The sequence below is a fragment of the Alloyangia mangrovi genome, from assembly GCF_002300555.2.
GTDB classification, from domain to species: Bacteria; Pseudomonadota; Alphaproteobacteria; order Rhodobacterales; family Rhodobacteraceae; genus Salipiger; species Salipiger mangrovi.
Genome location: NZ_NTHN02000082.1, coordinates 1 through 17,023 on the forward strand (window position 1 = coordinate 1; position 17,023 = coordinate 17,023).

Here is a 17,023-nt window from a genome sequence, read left to right on the forward strand (position 1 = left end):
CAGCGCCACCGCAACGACCACCGCGCCCGCCCCCGGAGCCTCGGGGCGCGAGCCGGGCGCGTCAAGCGCGGCATGGACGTAGTTGAAGCCTCCGACCCGGAGGCCGTGCCCCTCGACCAAGCCCGCGACGCCTTCGCCGGGCGACTCGTGCACCTCTGCCGGGGTGGCGAGCGTCAGCCCCCGGGATTTCGCCGCGGCGACGACCGCCTGGGCGACGGGATGCTGCGAGACCTGCTCGAGCGAGGCGGCGAGCCGCAGCAGCGCGTCCTCGGACAAGGGTCCGTGGCTTTCGATCCGGGTGATCTGCGGCCGGCCATCGGTGAGCGTGCCTGTCTTGTCGAGCACCAGCGTATGGGTCCGGGCCATGGCCTCGAGTGGTTTCGCGCCCTTCACCAGCACCCCGAAGTGGGCCGCGCGCGACAGACCGGCAACCAGCGCCACCGGCACCGCGAGGATGAGCGGACAGGGGGTGGCGATCACCAGCACCGCCACGGCGCGGACCGGATCCGCAGTGGCCCACCAGGCGGCAAGCGCGATGGCCACGGCGACCAGCAGGAACCCCAGCGACCAGCGGTCGGCGAGCCGGGCCATGGGTGCCTTCGAGCGCTGCGCCGCCTCGACAAGGCGGACGATCCCCGCATAGGTGCTTTCACCGGCGCGCCGCTTGGCGATCATGTCGAATGGCTCGCCCGCGTTGGTCGCGCCGCTCAGCGCCTCGTCCCCCGCCGCCAGGTGCTGGGGCAGCGACTCGCCGGTCAGCGCCGAGGTGTCGAGAAAGGCACCCTCCGAAAGGATCGTGCCGTCCACGGGCACCACGTCCCCCTGCGGGATCAGGAGCCGGTCGCCGGGGACAACTTCGTCAAGCGGCACCCGATCGATCTGGCCGTCGCGATGGCGCATCGCGAAGCGCGGCACGCGCGAGAGCAGCGCGTGCATCTCGCGCCGCGCCCGGCCCTCGGCGATGGCCTCGAGCAGCGTGCCGCCCGAGTACATCACCGCGACGATGCACGCCGCGAGGGTCTCTCCGAACAGCAGCGCCGAGCACATGGACAGGGCGGCCAGCACGTCGAGCCCGACCTCTCCGCGGCGGACGCTGCCGACGATCTCGAAGAGCAGCGCGACGAGCGCGGGCAGGGTGCCGGCCATCCAGGCCGCGCGCGCCGTGGCGGGCAGGCCGAATACGTGCAGCGCGATCCCCGCGGCGAGCCCCGCCAGCGCCAGCCCGAGGGTCGTGGTCTTCACCCGGTCGATGCTGAAGGTATCGGACTGGCCCTGCATGAGATCCCCGTGGCTGGAGTGCGCCTTGAGCTGCGGAAAATCGGCACGCGGCGCACGCGCTCCGCGACGCCGCATCGGACATCATTTGCGGATCGGAGGCAATGTGATCGCTGCCCCGGGCGCGGCTAGCCTGTGGCCGAGCTGTCGCAGTCCGAGATGAAGGCATCGAGCAGGGCGATCAGGGACTGGTAGCGGTCCTTGCCGAACCGCTCGGCGAAACCATCGGTGATCGCGTGCGAGGCCGGGGTGAAGCGCATCACCAGCGCCCGGCCCGTGTCGGTCACCGTGATCACCTGCCGGCGGCGGTTCTCCGGGTCCTGCACGCGTTGCACCAGCGCCCGCTCGACCATGGATTGCAGGATGCGCGAGACCGAGGCCGGCTGCAGGCAGGCCGCCTCGGCCAGACCCTGCACCGAACAGGGGCCACCCTCGAGCAGCACGCGCAGGATCCGCCATTGCGGCTCGCTCACCCCGGCCTCGGCCAGCATCGGCCGCAGCTCGCGCAGCAGCGCCTCGCGCGCACGGATGAGCGCGATAGGCAGCGACTGGGTGGTCGGTGCAAGCGGCCGAGGCTCCTGCGCGGCGTTGGTCATGGGGGGGCCTGCCTTCTGGGCTGCGGGCGGCATCGCCCGGGCACGGATTGTCTCAGACGGGTGCATGGCCTCGGGCGCGGCGCGGCGGAAGGCGTCGAGCTCCGCGCAGGCGCGGGCGACGCGGGTGATGCGCGGCAGGTCGCCGGTGTCGACCCCCCAGCGCGCGGCGTTGTAGAGCTGCGGGATAAGGCACAGGTCGGCCTGAGTCAGCGCGGCACCCATGCAATAGGGGCCATTTTCGTCGAGCAGCGCCTCCACCGCCTCGAGCCCCGGGCGGATGAAGTGGCGCATCCAGTCGGCACGGGTTTCCTCCTGCCCCGTCAGCGCTGCTGCATGGGTCGCGACGCGCAGGTTGCACACCGGGTGCAGGTCGCAGGCGATGGCCTGCGCGATGGCCCGCATCCGGGCCGCCAGCGCGGCGTCCTTCGGGCGCAGCGACAGCCGACCGGTCTCCTCGAGGTAGTCGAGGATGGCGAGGCTCTGGCTCAGGCGCAGCCCGTCGATCTCGAGCACCGGCACCAGCCCCTGCGGGTTCAGCGCCAGATGCGCGGCGGCGCGCTGGTCACCAGCCAGGAGGTCGACCGGACGGCTCTGCCAGTCGATCCCGGCGAGCTCGAGCGCGATGCGCACGCGCCAGCTCGCGGTGGACCGCCAGTAGTCGTGCAGCACCACCTCAGGCATAGGAACGCGCCGTCTCGAAGATCGCCTTCAACTCGCCCACATCGCCGAAGCGATTGGCCAGCAGCAGCACGATCCGCACGTTGAGCGCGTGGCTCTGCGCCTCGGACAGCCCCTCATGCGCCGCCATCAGCGCCTCATAGGCCTCGTCCCCGCGGGCGCCGAGCCCCATCTCGTAGATCTCGCGCATCACGCCATTTCCCTTTCGCAGCTGCGGCCCATGGCACGGGCCAGCGCCTCTTTCAGCGCCGTTTCCGGCACCTCGCCGTGGAACACCGCCGCCGCGTGCCCGTCCGGCCGCACCAGATAGGCGACCCCGGTGCCGTAGCGCTGCAGCGCGTAGCCGTTGCGGTCGTCATGGGTCGGATACGCCCGCCCGGACTGGCCGATGCCGACACGCCGCACGCCCACGTCGGGCAGGTCGATCTCGCCGAAGCCGACCAGCGTGAACGCCCCCTGCAGCAGCGGCAGCAGCCAGCCGTTGCCCACCGGCGCATCCACCATCGGTTGGCCCGGGCGCAGCAGCCCTTCGCCCGGGGTCTGCAGGGCAAACCCCTCCAGCGAGCAGGGCAGCGACAGGCGACCCGAGTTGATCAGCCGCCGCGCAAAGGGCTGGTCATGTGCCATGCGCAGCGTCTCGCGACGGAACAGCGCCTCGATGGAGGTCTTCGGCGTCATGAAGTTGGTCGAGCGCGCGGAGTTGAGGATGTTCTCCTCCGAGCCGTGGCTGCGCTCCTCGTGGTAGCTCTCGATCAGCGCCTCTCCGGCCTCGCCCTTCAGCACCGCCGCCAGCTTCCAGCCGAGGTTGTCCACGTCCTGGATGCCGCCGTTGCCGCCGCGCGCGCCGAAGGGGCTGACGACGTGGGCGCTGTCGCCGACAAACACCACGCGGCCATGCACGAAGCGATCCAGCTTGATGCAACGGAACTTGTAGACCGACAGCCAGTCGAGCCGGAACGGCTTGTCCCCGACGATCGCCCGGATGCGCGGGATCACCTTCTCCTCGCTGGCCTCGAGCTTGGCATCGGCGCCAAGGTCGAGCTGCAAGTCGATCCGGTAGATATTGTCGGGCTGCGCGTGCAGCAGCGCCGACTTGCCGGGGTGGAAGGTCGGGTCGAACCAGAACCAGCGCTCGGCGATGCCGGGATCGCCGAAGGGGCTGTCTTCCATCTCGATATCGGCGATGAGGAACTGCTCTTCGAAGGTCTGACCGATGAAGCTCAGCCCCATGCGCTCGCGTGTCGCCGACTTTGCCCCGTCGCAGGCCAGCAGCCACTCCGCCGCCAGCTCGTAACTGCCCTCGGGAGTCTCGACGGTAAGGGTCACGCCCTCCGGACGGGCCGCATGATCCACCACCTTCGACAGGAAGCGGATGTCGATGAGGTCCGGGAACGCGCGCGCCCGCGCGAGCAGGTACTCCTCGACGTAATATTGCTGGAGGTTGATGAAAGCCGGGTACTTGTGGCCGTCTTCGGGCAGCAGGTCGAAGCTGTAGACCTCCTCGTCGCCGTGGAACAGCCGCCCGACCTTCCAGGTCACGCCCTTGCCCAGCATGCGCTCGCCGACGCCGAGCCGGTCGAAGATCTCGAGCGTGCGCTTGGCCCAGCAGATCGCCCGGCTGCCGACCGAGACGACGTTGTTGTCATCGAGCACCACCGAGCGGATGCCCTGCAGCGCCAGGTCGATCGCCATGGCCAGCCCGATGGGGCCCGCGCCGACGATGGCCACCGGCGCACCGGTCGCGCCGCCGTCAAGCTCGGGCGGGCGCACGAAGGGCTGCGGGGCGTAGCTGTATGCGGGCATGGTCTCTCCTCCCTTGGGCGCGCGGTCCGGCTCCCCCGCCGGGCCGCGCTGGGGTCGTCGTTCGGCTCAGCCCTGAAGGGCGGCCCACATGTCCTGGTCGCGCTCGGCGGTCCAGACGCGCGGCGTGTCGATGCCGCGGGCCTCGTCATAGGCGCGGGCGACGTTGAACGGCAGGCAGTGCTCGTAGATCGCGTAGTCGGCGAACTTCGGATCGCACTCGGCGCGCACCGCGTCCCAGGCTTCCTTGAGCGAGCCGCCGCGGGCCACGACGCGGGCCACCGGCTTGTAGGTCGAACGGACGAAATCGGCGGTGTTCTCCAGTGCCTGCATCACCTTTGCCTCACCCACCAGCGCGTCGCCCCGGCCCGGCGCGATGGCCTTGGGCTCGAAGCTGGCGATATTGGCCAGCGTCTCGGGCCAGTCGGCGAAATGGCCGTCGCCGCAATAGCAGGCCGAGTGGAACTCGACGATGTCGCCGGTGAACATCACCTCCTGGTCGGGCACCCAGATCACCGCGTCGCCCGCGGTATGGGCACGGCCGAGGTGCATGATGTCGACCCGGCGCTTGCCGAGATAGACGGTCATCCGGTCGCTGAAAGTGGTGGTCGGGCGGGTCAGCCCGGGGATTTCCTCATGCCCCTGGAAGAGCCGAGGGAAGCGGCCGAACTCGCTGTCCCAGTCCTCCTGCCCGCGCTCTTCCACCATGGCGGCGGCGGTATCGGACATGATGATCTCGCGCGCGCCATAGGCCGAGGCGCCAAGCACGCGCACGGCATGGTAATGCGTCAGCACGAGGTGGCTGATCGGCTTGTCGGTGACCGAGCGCACACAGTCGATGACCTTGCGCGCGAGGCGCGGCGTGGCCTGCGCCTCGACGATCATCACGCTCTCGTCGCCGATGATGACGCCGGTGTTGGGATCTCCCTCGGCGGTAAAGGCATAGAGCCCTTCGCCCACCTCGGTGAAGCTGATCTTCTTCTCTTCCATGTCGCCTTGCGACGCGAATGCCTTGGCCATGTGAGCCTCCTTCAATCCTTGGTCCAGTCGGGCTGCGGCACGGCGGGCAGGATCCTGCCCGTGCACGCGCCGAAGCCGATGCGATAGCCGTCGCCCTGCGCGGCCCCCCGAAGCGTCAGCGTATCGCCGTCCTCGAGGAAGCTGCGGGTCGCGCCGCCGGGCAGCTCGAGCGGCTCCTTGCCACCCCAGCTCAACTCCAGGAGCGAGCCGCGGCTGCCGGGCGTGCTGCCCGAGATCGTGCCCGAGCCCAGCAGGTCGCCGGTGCGCATCGCGCAGCCGCTGGTGGTGTGATGGCAGAGCTGCTGTGCCGCCGAGTAGTACATCTCGGAATAGTTGGTGCGGGCGATCACCGTCTCCTCGCCGCCGTCGGGCGCCAGCGCCACCTCGAGGTCGATGTCATAGAGCATCGGGCCGGGCTCGGAGAGGTAGGGCAGCAGCTCCCGCTCGCGCTCCGGCGTGCCGGTGCGGAACGGCGCCAGCGCCGCGGCGGTGACGATCCAGGGGCTTATGCTGGTTGCCGTGGCCTTGGCCTGGAATGGTCCCAGAGGCTGGTACTCCCAGGCCTGGATGTCGCGCGCCGACCAGTCGTTGAGCAGCACGTAGCCGAAGATCATCTCGTCCGCCTGCGCCACCGAGACCATGCCCCGCGACGGCGTGCCGACGATCGCCCCCATCTCCAGTTCGAGATCGAAGCGCGCGCAGGGCGCGAAGCGCGGCAGCGCGTCCTGCGGCCCCTTCAGCTGGCCCCAGGGGCGGGTGACATCGGTGCCCGAGACCACCACCGAGGAGGCCCGGCCGTTGTAGCCGATGGGGATCGACAGCCAGTTCGGCGGCAGCGCGTTCTCGGGGCCCCGGAACATGGTGCCGACATTGACCGCGTGGTTCTTCGAGGCGTAGAAATCGGTGTATTCGCTGACCGCGAAGGGCATCAGCAGCGCCACGTCCTCAAGCGGCACCAGATGCGGCGCGACCGCCGCGCGATGCGCCGCGTCGCTGAGCAGCTCCGTGAGCCGCGCGCGCAGCGCCGCCCAGACCGCCGGCCCCGCCGCCATCACCGCGTTCCACGACGGCGCCGCAAAGAGCGCCGGGTCCTGCCCGTGATCCACCGCGCCCACGTCGAGCACGAACCCCCCCGATCGCCACGCCCATGCGCGCGCCGCGGCCGTCGTCGAAGACGCCGTAGGGCAGGTTGTTCAGCGGGAAGTCGCAGCCGGGCTCATTGGCCCCGCCAACCCAGCTCTGCATCAAGCTCATTCTCGTCCTTCCGGGACCTGGGGCCCCTTCTTCTCTTTTCAAATACGCCGGGGGTGAGCCGCGCAGCGGCGAGGGGGCAGCGCCCCCTGTAACGCCCGCCTCAGTCCCAGTTGCCCTCGGGCGTGCCGTCGAAACGCTTCTTCAGGCTGTCCCAGCAGTCGATGTAATCGTCCTGCAGCGGCGCTTCCTGCGCGGCAAACCGGGTCAGGTGCTGCGGGAAGCGGGTCTCGAACATGAAGCTCATCGTGTTGTCGAGCTTGCCCGGCTTCAGTTCGCCGAAGCTGGCCTTCTCGAAGGCCTCGTTGTCCGGCCCGTGCGGCAGCATCATGTTGTGCAGGCTCATGCCGCCCGGCACGAAGCCCTGCGGCTTGGCGTCATACTCGCCGTAGATATTGCCCATCAGTTCGGACATGACGTTCTTGTGGTACCACGGCGGACGGAAGGTATTCTCGGCCACCATCCAGCGCTCGCGGAACAGCACGAAATCGATGTTGGCGGTGCCCTCGACGCCCGAGGGGGCGGTCAGCACGGTGAAGATTGACGGATCGGGGTGATCGAAGAGCACCGCGCCGACCGGGCAATAGGTGCGCAGGTCGTATTTCACCGGCGCGTAATTGCCGTGCCAGGCCACCACGTCGAGCGGCGAGTGGCCGATCCAGGTCTCGTGGAACTGCCCCTGCCACTTGATCACCACGCGGCTGCGGGTCTCGCGCTCTTCGAAGGCGGCGACCGGCGTCTTGAAGTCGCGGCGGTTGGCCATGCAGTTGGCACCGATCGGCCCGCGCCCCGGCAGGTCGAACTTCTGGCCGTAGTTCTCGCAGACGAAGCCGCGCGCCGGCCCGTCGATCAGCTCGACCCGATAGACAAGGCCGCGCGGCAGGATGGCGATCTCCTTGGGCTCGAGGTCGATAACCCCCAGCTCGGTGCAGAAGCGCAGCCGACCTTCCTGCGGCACCACCAGCAGTTCGCTGTCGGCGGAATAGAAATACTCGTCCTGCATCGAGGCGGTGACGAGGTAGATGTGGCTGGCCATGCCGACCTGGGTGTAGACGTCGCCCGCCGTGGTCATGGTGCGCATGCCGGTGAGCCAGGTCAGGCTCTCCTGCGCATGCGGCACCGGATCCCAGCGGTACTGGCCAAGGCTGATCACGTCGGGATCGACATTGGGCGCCGACTGCCAGTAGGGCAGGTCGATCTTCGAGAAACGCCCGACGTGTTTCACCGCCGGGCGGATGCGATAGCACCAGGTGCGCTCGTTCTGGTGGCTCGGCGCGGTGAAGGCGGTGCCCGAGAGCTGCTCGCCGTAAAGACCATAGGCGCAGCGCTGCGGCGAGTTCATCCCGTCGGGCAGCGCGCCGGGCAGGGCCTCGGTTTCGAAATCATTGCCGAAGCCGGGCATGTACCCCTCGTGCAGCGCACTGATGCCGGCGGCGCGCGTCAGCCCCGAGATCTTGCTCAGGTCGTTCATCTCCGAAGTCCTCCCTCGACGTATTGATGACATGTTGTTAGTTACTTTTGTAACTAACAAGGGAGATTCTCAGGATGATCAAGAATTCGGCAGACGATCTATATCCTGATGATTTGTTTGAGCTTTCAGCCTTTACGCCATACCTTCTCAACCAGGCGGCAGAGGCGCAGAGTGACGTATTTTCAAGAAATTACCGCGACCGTTACGGGATGCTGCGGACCGAGTGGCGGGTGCTTTTCCACCTCGGCCGCCATGGCGACATGAGCGCCAAGGAGATCTCTGAAAGCGCCTCGATCCACAAGACGAAGGTTTCGCGCGCGGTTCGCGCGCTCGAGGAAAAGCGGTTCCTCGCGCGGGTCACCAGCGCCGAGGACCGGCGCAGCGAGCGCCTGTCGCTGCGCCCGCCGGGCCAGGAGGCCTTTCGCCGCCTCTCCGCCGCGGCGCAGGACTACGAGGCGGCGCTCGAGCGCCATCTCGGCAAGCGCGACGCGCGCAAGCTGCGGGAGCTTCTGAAGCGCCTCGGCCAGCCGTGAGCCGCGGCGGGGCAGGGGTGCCCCGCGGGATCGCTCAGGTGGTCGATGATGCCGACGGCGAAAGCGCAAGGTCAAGTTCCCGGCGCGCGGCGCGCCAGCCGGAAAGATGGTGGGCCCGGAGAATCTCGCGCAGCAAGGGACCCTCGCGGCGCACCAGCGCGTCGAGGATCTGCTCGTGTTCGCGGACGGCGCGTGCCCAGCGTTCGGGATCGCGGTTTCCGACGAAGCGGAAGCGCCGGATGCGCGCGGATTCGCTGGCATAGACGCGGCTCAGCGCCGGGTTGCGCGCGGCGTCGACGATCTTCTGGTGGATCGTCTGGTTGAAGTGGAAATAGCTCATCAGCTCGCCGGCGCGCCAGGCCTCGGTCATCTTCTCCTGCAGCTCGGCCAGCTCGCGCAGGTCTGCCTCCGTTGCATGCAACGCTGCGCGTTCCGCGGCGATGCTCTCGAGCCCGATGAGCACCTCGATCGACGCCTCGACGTCTTCGCTGGACAGGGTGACCACCGTCGCACCCGCGTTCGGGCGGATCGAGATAAGCCCTTCTCCCTCGAGGATTTTGAAGGCCTCTCGCAGCGGCGTGCGAGAGATGTTGAGCTGCTCTACGAGGATCCGCTCGTTTATGCGGCTGCCCGGCTCCAGCTCTCCGCTGGTGATCATGTCGCGCACCTGTTGGGTCACGAACGCGGAGCGTGTGCCGCGCGGGGGCTCGGCTTTTTTGGCTTTTCATGGTCTCCTCCGATTGCATGCAAAAATACGCACACCGTGACAGAAAGGTGAAGATATCGTTTGACCAAGTCTTTATTGCATGCAAGACATGAGGATATCGACGGAAATCGTGTGTCGGATCGATGATTTCGCCCATTTTGCATGCAAATGGACAGTCGATCCCGGCAGGAGGAAAGAATGAACCACCACAGCTACTTCGATCGTGGGACGCGCAGTGTCGAGTGCTGCATCATCGGCACCGGCGGCTTCGGGCGCAGCTTCCTGGCGCAGGGGCTGGTGGTTCCCGGCCTTTCGGTGCGGGTTGCCGTCGACCGTGACAGCGCCATCGCGGTCGAGAGCCTGCGCTCGGTCGGCATCGCCGCGGCCGACATCCGCGAATGCGGCACTGCCGCCGAGGCGCAGCGCGCCTGGGACGACGGCGCCTATGTTGCCGCCGGGGATTACGGCGTGGTCGCCGACCTTCCGGTCTCGGTCGTGGTCGAGGCCACCGGCGCACCCGAGGTCGGTGCGCGCCATGCCCGGCTCGCGATCGAGAAGGGGCGCCATGTCGCCCTGGTGTCGAAGGAGGTGGACAGCGTGGTCGGGCCGGGGCTCGCCGCCATGGCCCGCGAGCGCGGCGTGATCGTCTCTCCGGTGGATGGCGACCAGCCGAGCCTGCTCATCGGGCTGATCACCTGGGCCGAGGTTCTGGGGTTCGAGATCATCGCCGCCGGCAAGTCGAGCGAGTATGACTTCGTTTACGACCGCGCCGCCGGGACCATGAGCGTCGACGGCCGTGTCGTCGAGGCTCCCGATTTCGCCGGGCTGGAACGGCTGGGCGAGGCGGATTGCGCCGGGATGGTCGCGCGCCGGGCCGCGGCAACGGCCATGCTGCCGCAGCGCGCCGTGCCGGACCTCTGCGAGATGACCCTCGTGGCGAACGCCTGCGGCATGGGGCCCGACCGCCCCGACCTGCATTGTCCGATCGCCCGCATCGACGAGGTCGCGACCATCCTCTGCGAGCGCGGGCAGGGCGGAATCCTGTCGCGCGCCGGCGTTCTCGACGTCTTCCACTGCTTGCGCGAACCGGGCGAAATCAGCTTTGCCGGGGGTGTCTTCGTCGTCGTGCGCTGCATCCATGACGAGACGTGGGAGCTGCTGCGCGGCAAGGGGCACCTCGTCGGCCGCACCGGCGAGACCGCGATGATCTTCATCCCGCGCCACCTGCTGGGCATGGAGGCTGCGACGACGGTTTTCGAGATGGGGCTGAAGGGTGTGTCCTCGGGCGCCGAGCAGCCGGGCCATCACGTCGATCTCGTGGCGCATGCCGACCGGGATTTCCCGGCGGGCACCCAGTTGACGATGGGCGGGCACCACCATTCGATCGAGGGCGTGTCGTCGCGGATGCTGCCCGGCGTGCCGCTTGACCCCCAGGCGCCCGCGCCCTTTTACATCGCGGCGAACTGCACGCTCGCCCGTGACGTTCGGGCCGGAGAGCTGATCCGCATGGGCGATCTGCGGCTTGACCGGGACAGCGAACTGCTGCGTCTGCGCGAGGCGCAGGACCGGCGCTTTGCACGCGAGAGGCTCTCGGCCTGACACCGGGGCCTGCGTCGCGGCACCGCGGTGCCGCGACGGGAAAAGAGTTGCTTGAACCTTAGGGAGGAAACCATGGACTTCACTTATCGGACCTTTGCGATCGCCGCGGCGGTCACGCTCGCAGCCGGATCGGTGGCGGCGCAGGACGCCTACGCGCCGTCGAAGATCACCGCCTTTGTCGCGGCGGGCGCCGGGGGCGGCACCGACAACTTTGCGCGCACCGTGCAGCCGATGCTGGAAGAGCGGCTTGGCACCAATGTGACCATCGTCAACCTGCCTGCCGCCTCGGGCGCGATCGCGCACCAGCGCACGGCGACCGCGGCGCCGGACGGGCAGTCCATCGAGTTCGCCTCCTCGACGCTGATCACCAGCCGCGCCGCCGGGCAGAACCCGATCGGGCTCGACATGCTGACCCCGGTCGCGCGGATGCAGTCCGATGTGCTGATGCTGGTGGTGAACCCCGAGAAATACGAGAGCTTCGAGGCCTTCCTCGCTGCGGCCGAGGCGAACCCCGGCACGCTGATCATCGGCGGCACCCATGCCGCCAGCGTCGACCGCATGGCCTTTCTCGGCCTGAACGAGGCGGCGGGGCTCGACCTGAGCTTCATTCCCTATGACAACGAGGGCGCGGCCTCGGCCAATTTGCTGAGCGGCAATATCGACGGCATGTTCAACGAGATCAGCGCCATCCAGGGCTACATGGAGTCGGGCGAGATGATCCCGGTGCTGGCGCTGGCCGACGCGCGGCTCGAGGCCTATCCCGACATTCCCACCACGATGGAGAACGGCTGGGACCTGACCTTCGGCAACGAGCGCGGCATCTTCATCAACGCCAAGACCCCGCCCGAAACCATCGGGGCGATCGAGGCGGTGTTCGAGGATATCTTCAACTCCGAGCCCTACCAGGCCTATGCCGCGCGCACCTTCCTTGACGTGCGCCCCGGCTGGCTGGGCAGCGAGGAATACCGCGCTGAGCTTGAAAAGAACCTCGCGTTCTTCGAAGACCTTCTGGCCGACAACTGATCGGCCCGGGCGCCCGCTTTGGCGGGCGCTTCCTTTCTGCCGGAGACCGCGCGCCATCGCGCGCCGCGGTCCCGCGCAGGCCGCGTGCCAAGGGTCTCATAGGGGGTCGCCATGACCACACGATTGTACACGTTCACCGCGGTCGCCTTCCTGGCCGGCCTCTACTTCCTCTGGCACGCGCTGCAGTTCCCCGGCAGCCACGAGGTCTCGACCCTCGTCGGCCCCCGGACCTGGCCGCTCGGCGTGTTGGTGCTGATGCTGGCGCTGATCGCGGCGATGGCGGTGATGCTCTGGGTCGGCGGGCCTGAGCAGTTCACCGGCGAGCCAGAGGACAAGATCGCCGACCCGTCGCAGGAGACACCCGACGCGGCGGTGGTGCGCGACAAGGTCACCGGCCAGCGCTGGCGCCACCTTGTGATCCTCGGGCTGACGCTCGGCTACACGCTGGTGATGAGCCTGACCGGCTACCTGATCGCGACCGCGCTCTTTGCCGCTGGCGCCACCGTGGTGCTGGGCGAGCGCCGACCGCTGCGCATTCTGCTCAACACCGCCATCGCCGCGCTGATCGTCAGCGTGGTCTTCGACCGCCTGCTCCACATTCCGCTTCCGTGACGGACGCCTGAAAGGACATACGACATGCTTAGCGACCTGATGGGCGGCTTCGGCGTCGTCCTGCAGCCGATGAACCTGCTGATCCTGGCCTCGGCCGTGCTGATCGGCTTCGTCGGCGGCGCGCTTCCCGGGATCAGCGGGGTGATCCTGGTGGTGATCCTGCTGCCGGTCACCTATTCGATGGAGCCCACCGGCGCCTTCATGCTGCTGACCGCAATCTATGCCTCGAGCGTCTTCTCGGGGCTGATCACTGCGATCCTCTACCGCGCGCCGGGCACCCCCGAGGCGGTGATGACCGCCATCGACGGCTATCCGATGACCCAGAAGGGCGAGGCCGGAAAGGCGCTCGGCATCGGCATCCTGTCGTCGGCGGTGGGCGGCATGTTCGGCACCATCGTGCTGATCGTCGCGACGCCGCTGCTCGCGGGCATCGCGCTGCAGTTCTCCTCGCCCGAGTTCTTCGCCCTCGCGGTGCTGGGGCTGACGGTCGTCGCCTCGCTGGGCGGCAACTTGATCATGGGCGTCATCGGCGTCTGCATCGGCCTGATCATCGCCTCGGTCGGGCTTGACCCGCTGACCGGCACTGCGCGTTTCACCTTCGGCAACCTCGAGCTGATGAGCGGCATCAACCTGATCCCGGTGATCATCGGCCTCTTTGCCATCTCCGAGGTGCTCAAGCGCAGCCAGGAGGGTGACATCCACCTGTCGACCAAGAGCTTCCGGATCCGCATCTTCGACTGGCCCGTCATTCGCCAGATCCGCGGCGCGATCCTGCGCTCGTCGATCCTCGGCACCGCCATTGGCATCCTGCCGGGCATCGGCGCCTCGACCGCGGCGATGGTGGCCTACAGCGAGACCGTGCGCTGGTCGAAGGACCGCAGCCGCTTCGGCCGCGGCGCGCCCGAGGGCGTCGCCCCCCCCCGAGGCCGCCAACAACGCCGCAGCCATGGGCGCGCTCGTGCCGCTCTTCGCCCTCGGCATCCCGGGGTCTGGCACCACGGCGGTGATCCTCGGCGCCTTCATCGTGCACGGGCTGACCCCGGGGCCGACCTTCATGAGCGGCAACACCGACCTGATCTACGCGGTCTTCGTCGGCCTGCTGATCGTCAACGTGCTGATCCTCGCCTTCTCCAAGCCGTTCATCGCGGTTCTGTCGAAGCTGCTCGACGTGCCTTATTCGGTGCTTGGTCCGATCATCGTGATCTGCTGCGTCGTCGGCACCTATTCGGTGCAGAACTCGATGATGGATGTCTGGCTCATGCTTGGCTTCGGTCTCGCCGGCTTCCTGCTCGAGAAGATCGGCTTCCCGCTGGTCGCGATCATCCTCGGCGTGGTGCTCGGTCCGATCGCCGAGAGCGAGCTGCGCCGCTCGCTGGCCATGTCGCGGGGTGACTGGTCGGTGTTCCTCGAACGTCCGATCAGCGCGGTGCTGCTGGCCATTGCGGTGCTGCTGCTGGTGTTCACCGTGATCATGCCGATGATCCGCCGCCACCGAGAGAGCCGCGCCGAGACCCGCGACGCCTGACCCGCGATCCCAAGACGAGGAAGACAGACCATGAAGCTCGGATGCATCGGTGACGATTTCACCGGCTCTTCGGACCTTGCCTGCATGCTGGCCAAGAACGGGATGCGCGTCATCCAGTTCACCGGCGTGCCGCGGGGACCGGCCCCCGAAGACGTGGACGCCGGGGTGGTCGCCCTGAAGACCCGCACCGTGCCGGTCGAAGAGGCGGTGCGCCGGTCTCTCGAAGCGCTGGACTGGCTGCTGGCGCAGGGCTGCACGCAGATCTTCTTCAAGTACTGCTCGACCTTCGACTCGACGCGCGAGGGCAATATCGGGCCGGTGACCGAGGCGCTGATGGACCGGCTAGGTGCGGACTGCGCCGTGGTCTGCCCCGCCTTCCCGGCCACCGGCCGCTCGGTCTACCAGGGGCATCTCTTCGTGAACGACCGGCTGCTGTCGGAGTCGGGCATGGAGCACCACCCGCTGACCCCGATGACCGACCCCGACATCCGCCGCTGGCTGGCCGCCCAGACGAGGCGCGGCGTGGGCCATGTGCCCGCCACAACGGTCTTCCGGGGCCCGGAGGCCATCGCCGAGGCGATCCGCGCCGAAACCGCTGCGGGGCGTCCGCTGGTGGTCATCGACGCGGTGAGCGACGGCGATCTGCGCGCCATCGGCGCGGCCGCAAGGGGCCTCAAGCTGGTCACCGGCGGGTCCGGCGTGGCAATGGGGCTTCCGGCGACGCTCATGGCCGAGGGCGATCTTTCCGCCGCTGGCGCGGCATGGGCCGGGCAGGGCGGTCAGGCGGCGCTGATCGCCGGATCGGCTTCGAACACGACCCGCGCCCAGATCGCGCGCTGGTCCGAGACGAACCCCGCCCTCGAGATCACCGCCGACGCGGTGATGGAGGGCCGGGTGACGCCCGCGAGCGCCGCGCGCGCCGCGCTCGACAGCGCCACGCCGATGCTCGTCTACTCCTCTGCCGATCCGGCGTCGGTGAAAGCGGCGCAGGAGCGCTACGGACGCGAGACCATCGCCGGCCGGCTCGAGGAGTTCTTCGCCGAAGCCGCGCGCCAGATGGTGGCGGGCGGGGTCACCCGGCTGGTCACGGCGGGGGGGAGAGACCTCGGGCGCGGTGGTCGAGGGGCTCGGGCTGACGGCGCTGCGGATCGGTCCCGAGATCGCCCCGGGGGTTCCCGCGGTTATGGCCGAGGGGCGCGATCTGGCGCTGGCGCTGAAATCGGGCAACTTCGGCGACGTCGACTTCTTCGCCGAGGCGCTCGCGGTGCTGGAGGCGCGGTCATGAGCGCGCTCTCCCGGCTGCGCGAACAGGTCTGCGCCTATGCGGCGACGCTCTACCAGCAGGGGCTGACGCATGGCTCGACGGGCAACATCTCGGTGCGCACGCCCGATGGCGGGCTGCTGGTCACGCCGACTGGGTCGTCCTTTCTGACCCTTGACCCGGCCCGCCTCAGCCGGTTCGACGCGCGGATGACCCATGTCGAGGGCGACGCCCCAACAAAAGAGATGCCCCTGCACAGCGCGTTCTACGAGACCCGGGGCTCCGCCGGGGCGATTGTGCACCTGCACGCCTGCCACTCCGTCGCCCTGTCGATGATGCCCGATGCGGACCCGGACGACTTCTTGCCGCCGCTGACGCCCTATCCGATCATGAAGCTCGGCCGGGTCAGCTTGCTGCCCTACTTCATGCCCGGCGATCCCGCGATCGGCGACGCGATCCGCGGCCTTGCCGGCAAGCGCTCGGCGGTGATGCTGGCCAATCACGGTCCGGTGGTGGCAGGCAAAGATCTCGAAGCCGCGGTCCATGCCATCGAGGAGCTTGAGGCGGCGGCAAAGCTGGCGATGATGACCCGCGGTCTCTCGCCTCGCAGGCTGAGCGACAGCGAGATCGCCGCCCTTGTCACCCGGTTCAACGTCGACTGGGACAGCTGACGGGCCTGCCCGCCCAAGAGGGCCGCACAGCGCCATTTATGACCCGGAACGCGTGTTTCCCCGCGGGCGAGGTTGCTCTCCATGGCCCTCCCGATGCACACCTGTCCCGGGTCTGGGCAGGGAAATCGGGCAGAACATGGTCAAGAAACTCTTGAGCGGCGCGTCACCGGCAGCGGCCGGGCTCGCGGCGATCCGTCAGAAGTCCTTCCGCTTCGTTGCGGTCGACGTCGAGACGGCGAACTCGGATGCGGGCAGCATCTACCAGATCGGTCTTGCTTGTGTCGGTGACCGCGGCGTGGAGGAGGTCGTTACCCTGCTGATCGACCCGCAGTGCCCTTTCGACGGCATGAACGTGCGGGTCCATGGGATCACCGCCGAGCAGGTGTCGGGCGAGCCCACCTTCGCCGCGTTCCTCGACACCCTCGGGGATTTCCTCGAGCGGCACCTTCTGGTCCAGCACAGCTCCTTCGACAGCCGCGCGATCCGCTGCGCCACCGAGACCTGCGGACGCCTCCCGCAGGCCCTGAAATGGCACGACAGCGTGAAAGTGGCGCGTCTCGCCTGGCCCGAGTTCAAGGGCAACGGCGGCCATGGGCTGGCCCATCTCAAGACGGCCCTGGGGCTGAACTTCCGCCACCACGACGCGGGGGAGGATGCCCGTGCCGCGGCAGAGGTCGTGCTCATGGCCGAGGCCCGCCTGCAGAAACCCTTCCCCGAGATCCTCGCGCCGCGTCCCGGCGGACGGGTCCCCAGACGCGCAGCAGTGTAACGCAGGGCGCACCAGCGCTCGCTTGTCCGGCGGCGTGGCCGATCGGGAGCGGCTTGACTGCGCTGCGAGACGAGCCACGCTCCGGCCGTGACTGTCGCGGCGCGCCGCGGCGCGCCAGGGAAACCTTAGGTCCTGCCCTCGCCATTTTGCATAAGTCTGATTATCCGTATGAGATGTGTGTAGCGGCAAAGCTAAAATGTCACCCATGAACAATTCAGGAATGTCACTCTCCC

At 68.5% G+C, this 17,023-nt stretch carries 14 protein-coding genes and 4 pseudogenes; 10 read left to right on the plus strand and 8 right to left on the minus strand.

What is annotated here, in order from left to right; all coding sequences use genetic code 11:
* The 7 genes and pseudogenes from CLG85_RS25230 to hmgA all read right to left on the minus strand — a co-directional run.
* A partial coding sequence (locus CLG85_RS25230; RefSeq protein ID WP_260350233.1) for an HAD-IC family P-type ATPase occupies nt 1-1,278 on the minus strand: 1,278 nt, incomplete at its 3' end.
* A 125-nt stretch (nt 1,279-1,403) separates the two neighbouring features.
* Nucleotides 1,404-2,552 carry a maleylacetoacetate isomerase gene (gene maiA, locus CLG85_RS27545; RefSeq protein ID WP_311735038.1) on the minus strand — a complete coding sequence of 383 codons (1,149 nt, stop codon included), beginning with the start codon at nt 2,550-2,552 and terminating at the stop codon, nt 1,404-1,406.
* Entirely contained in the window at nt 2,545-2,739 is a 195-nt protein-coding gene (locus tag CLG85_RS25245) for a DUF2783 domain-containing protein (protein ID WP_217989822.1), read from the minus strand. Before CLG85_RS25245 ends, maiA begins: the two co-directional genes overlap by 8 nt.
* Nucleotides 2,739-4,352: an FAD-dependent oxidoreductase gene (locus CLG85_RS25250; RefSeq protein ID WP_260350226.1), complete on the minus strand. Its 1,614-nt coding sequence runs from the start codon at nt 4,350-4,352 to the stop codon at nt 2,739-2,741. Before CLG85_RS25250 ends, CLG85_RS25245 begins: the two co-directional genes overlap by 1 nt.
* A 66-nt stretch (nt 4,353-4,418) precedes the next feature.
* Complete coding sequence (locus CLG85_RS25255) at nt 4,419-5,369, minus strand: MBL fold metallo-hydrolase (protein ID WP_095884465.1); 951 nt, start codon at nt 5,367-5,369, stop codon at nt 4,419-4,421.
* A gap of 11 nt (nt 5,370-5,380) precedes the next feature.
* Nucleotides 5,381-6,623: pseudogene (fahA, locus tag CLG85_RS25260) on the minus strand (fumarylacetoacetase).
* Between the two features lie 100 nt (nt 6,624-6,723).
* Entirely contained in the window at nt 6,724-8,091 is a 1,368-nt protein-coding gene (gene hmgA / locus CLG85_RS25265) for a homogentisate 1,2-dioxygenase (RefSeq protein WP_095883009.1), read from the minus strand.
* 209 nt (nt 8,092-8,300) lie between these two features.
* Between hmgA and CLG85_RS25270 the strand changes: the two genes are divergently transcribed.
* On the plus strand, nt 8,301-8,624 hold the full coding sequence (locus tag CLG85_RS25270) for a MarR family winged helix-turn-helix transcriptional regulator (RefSeq protein WP_260350227.1): 324 nt from the start codon (nt 8,301-8,303) through the stop codon (nt 8,622-8,624).
* Between the two features lie 34 nt (nt 8,625-8,658).
* On the opposite strand, the gene CLG85_RS25275 is transcribed toward CLG85_RS25270, so the two are convergent.
* Entirely contained in the window at nt 8,659-9,303 is a 645-nt protein-coding gene (locus CLG85_RS25275) for a GntR family transcriptional regulator (protein WP_260350228.1), read from the minus strand.
* Nucleotides 9,304-9,528: 225 nt separating this feature from the next.
* On the opposite strand from CLG85_RS25275, the gene CLG85_RS25280 reads away from it, so the two are divergent.
* The 9 genes and pseudogenes from CLG85_RS25280 to CLG85_RS25315 all read left to right on the plus strand — a co-directional run bounded on the left by CLG85_RS25280 (nt 9,529) and on the right by CLG85_RS25315 (nt 16,790).
* The gene (locus CLG85_RS25280) at nt 9,529-10,929 is read left to right on the plus strand and encodes an NAD(P)H-dependent oxidoreductase (RefSeq protein WP_095882496.1); all 1,401 of its coding nucleotides are present in this window, start codon (nt 9,529-9,531) and stop codon (nt 10,927-10,929) included.
* Nucleotides 10,930-11,001: 72 nt separating this feature from the next.
* Entirely contained in the window at nt 11,002-11,952 is a 951-nt protein-coding gene (locus CLG85_RS25285; RefSeq protein WP_095882497.1) for a tripartite tricarboxylate transporter substrate binding protein, read from the plus strand.
* Nucleotides 11,953-12,063: 111 nt separating this feature from the next.
* Nucleotides 12,064-12,564 (plus strand): tripartite tricarboxylate transporter TctB family protein, encoded by a 501-nt coding sequence (locus CLG85_RS25290; RefSeq protein WP_095882498.1) that lies wholly within the window; start codon nt 12,064-12,066, stop codon nt 12,562-12,564.
* A 69-nt stretch (nt 12,565-12,633) separates the two neighbouring features.
* Nucleotides 12,634-13,422, plus strand: a pseudogene (locus CLG85_RS27950) (tripartite tricarboxylate transporter permease); the annotation flags it as partial.
* Between the two features lie 88 nt (nt 13,423-13,510).
* Nucleotides 13,511-13,831 (plus strand): annotated as a pseudogene (locus tag CLG85_RS27955) (tripartite tricarboxylate transporter permease); the annotation flags it as partial.
* Between the two features lie 132 nt (nt 13,832-13,963).
* A complete protein-coding gene (locus CLG85_RS25300) occupies nt 13,964-14,089 on the plus strand; it encodes a hypothetical protein (RefSeq protein WP_260350230.1) in 126 nt (41 codons plus the stop codon).
* Nucleotides 14,090-14,173: 84 nt separating this feature from the next.
* Nucleotides 14,174-15,130: pseudogene (gene otnK / locus CLG85_RS25305) on the plus strand (3-oxo-tetronate kinase); the annotation flags it as partial.
* A 240-nt stretch (nt 15,131-15,370) separates the two neighbouring features.
* Entirely contained in the window at nt 15,371-16,021 is a 651-nt protein-coding gene (otnC, locus tag CLG85_RS25310) for a 3-oxo-tetronate 4-phosphate decarboxylase (protein WP_260350231.1), read from the plus strand.
* A 136-nt stretch (nt 16,022-16,157) separates the two neighbouring features.
* Nucleotides 16,158-16,790, plus strand: coding sequence for an exonuclease domain-containing protein (locus CLG85_RS25315; protein ID WP_260350232.1), 633 nt, complete (start codon nt 16,158-16,160; stop codon nt 16,788-16,790).
* Nucleotides 16,791-17,023: the final 233 nt, after the last annotated feature.

What these genes read in the sequence shown, in the direction of transcription:
- maiA (WP_311735038.1), bottom strand. Translation starts at nt 2,552, where the DNA reads ATGCCTGAGGTGGTGCTGCACGACTACTGGCGGTCCACCGCGAGCTGG.
- CLG85_RS25245 (WP_217989822.1), bottom strand. Translation starts at nt 2,739, where the DNA reads ATGCGCGAGATCTACGAGATGGGGCTCGGCGCCCGCGGGGACGAGGCC.
- CLG85_RS25250 (WP_260350226.1), bottom strand. Translation starts at nt 4,352, where the DNA reads ATGCCCGCATACAGCTACGCCCCGCAGCCCTTCGTGCGCCCGCCCGAG.
- CLG85_RS25255 (WP_095884465.1), bottom strand. Translation starts at nt 5,369, where the DNA reads ATGGCCAAGGCATTCGCGTCGCAAGGCGACATGGAAGAGAAGAAGATC.
- hmgA (WP_095883009.1), bottom strand. Translation starts at nt 8,091, where the DNA reads ATGAACGACCTGAGCAAGATCTCGGGGCTGACGCGCGCCGCCGGCATC.
- CLG85_RS25270 (WP_260350227.1), top strand. Translation starts at nt 8,301, where the DNA reads ATGCTGCGGACCGAGTGGCGGGTGCTTTTCCACCTCGGCCGCCATGGC.
- CLG85_RS25280 (WP_095882496.1), top strand. Translation starts at nt 9,529, where the DNA reads ATGAACCACCACAGCTACTTCGATCGTGGGACGCGCAGTGTCGAGTGC.
- CLG85_RS25285 (WP_095882497.1), top strand. Translation starts at nt 11,002, where the DNA reads ATGGACTTCACTTATCGGACCTTTGCGATCGCCGCGGCGGTCACGCTC.
- CLG85_RS25290 (WP_095882498.1), top strand. Translation starts at nt 12,064, where the DNA reads ATGACCACACGATTGTACACGTTCACCGCGGTCGCCTTCCTGGCCGGC.
- otnC (WP_260350231.1), top strand. Translation starts at nt 15,371, where the DNA reads ATGAGCGCGCTCTCCCGGCTGCGCGAACAGGTCTGCGCCTATGCGGCG.
- CLG85_RS25315 (WP_260350232.1), top strand. Translation starts at nt 16,158, where the DNA reads ATGGTCAAGAAACTCTTGAGCGGCGCGTCACCGGCAGCGGCCGGGCTC.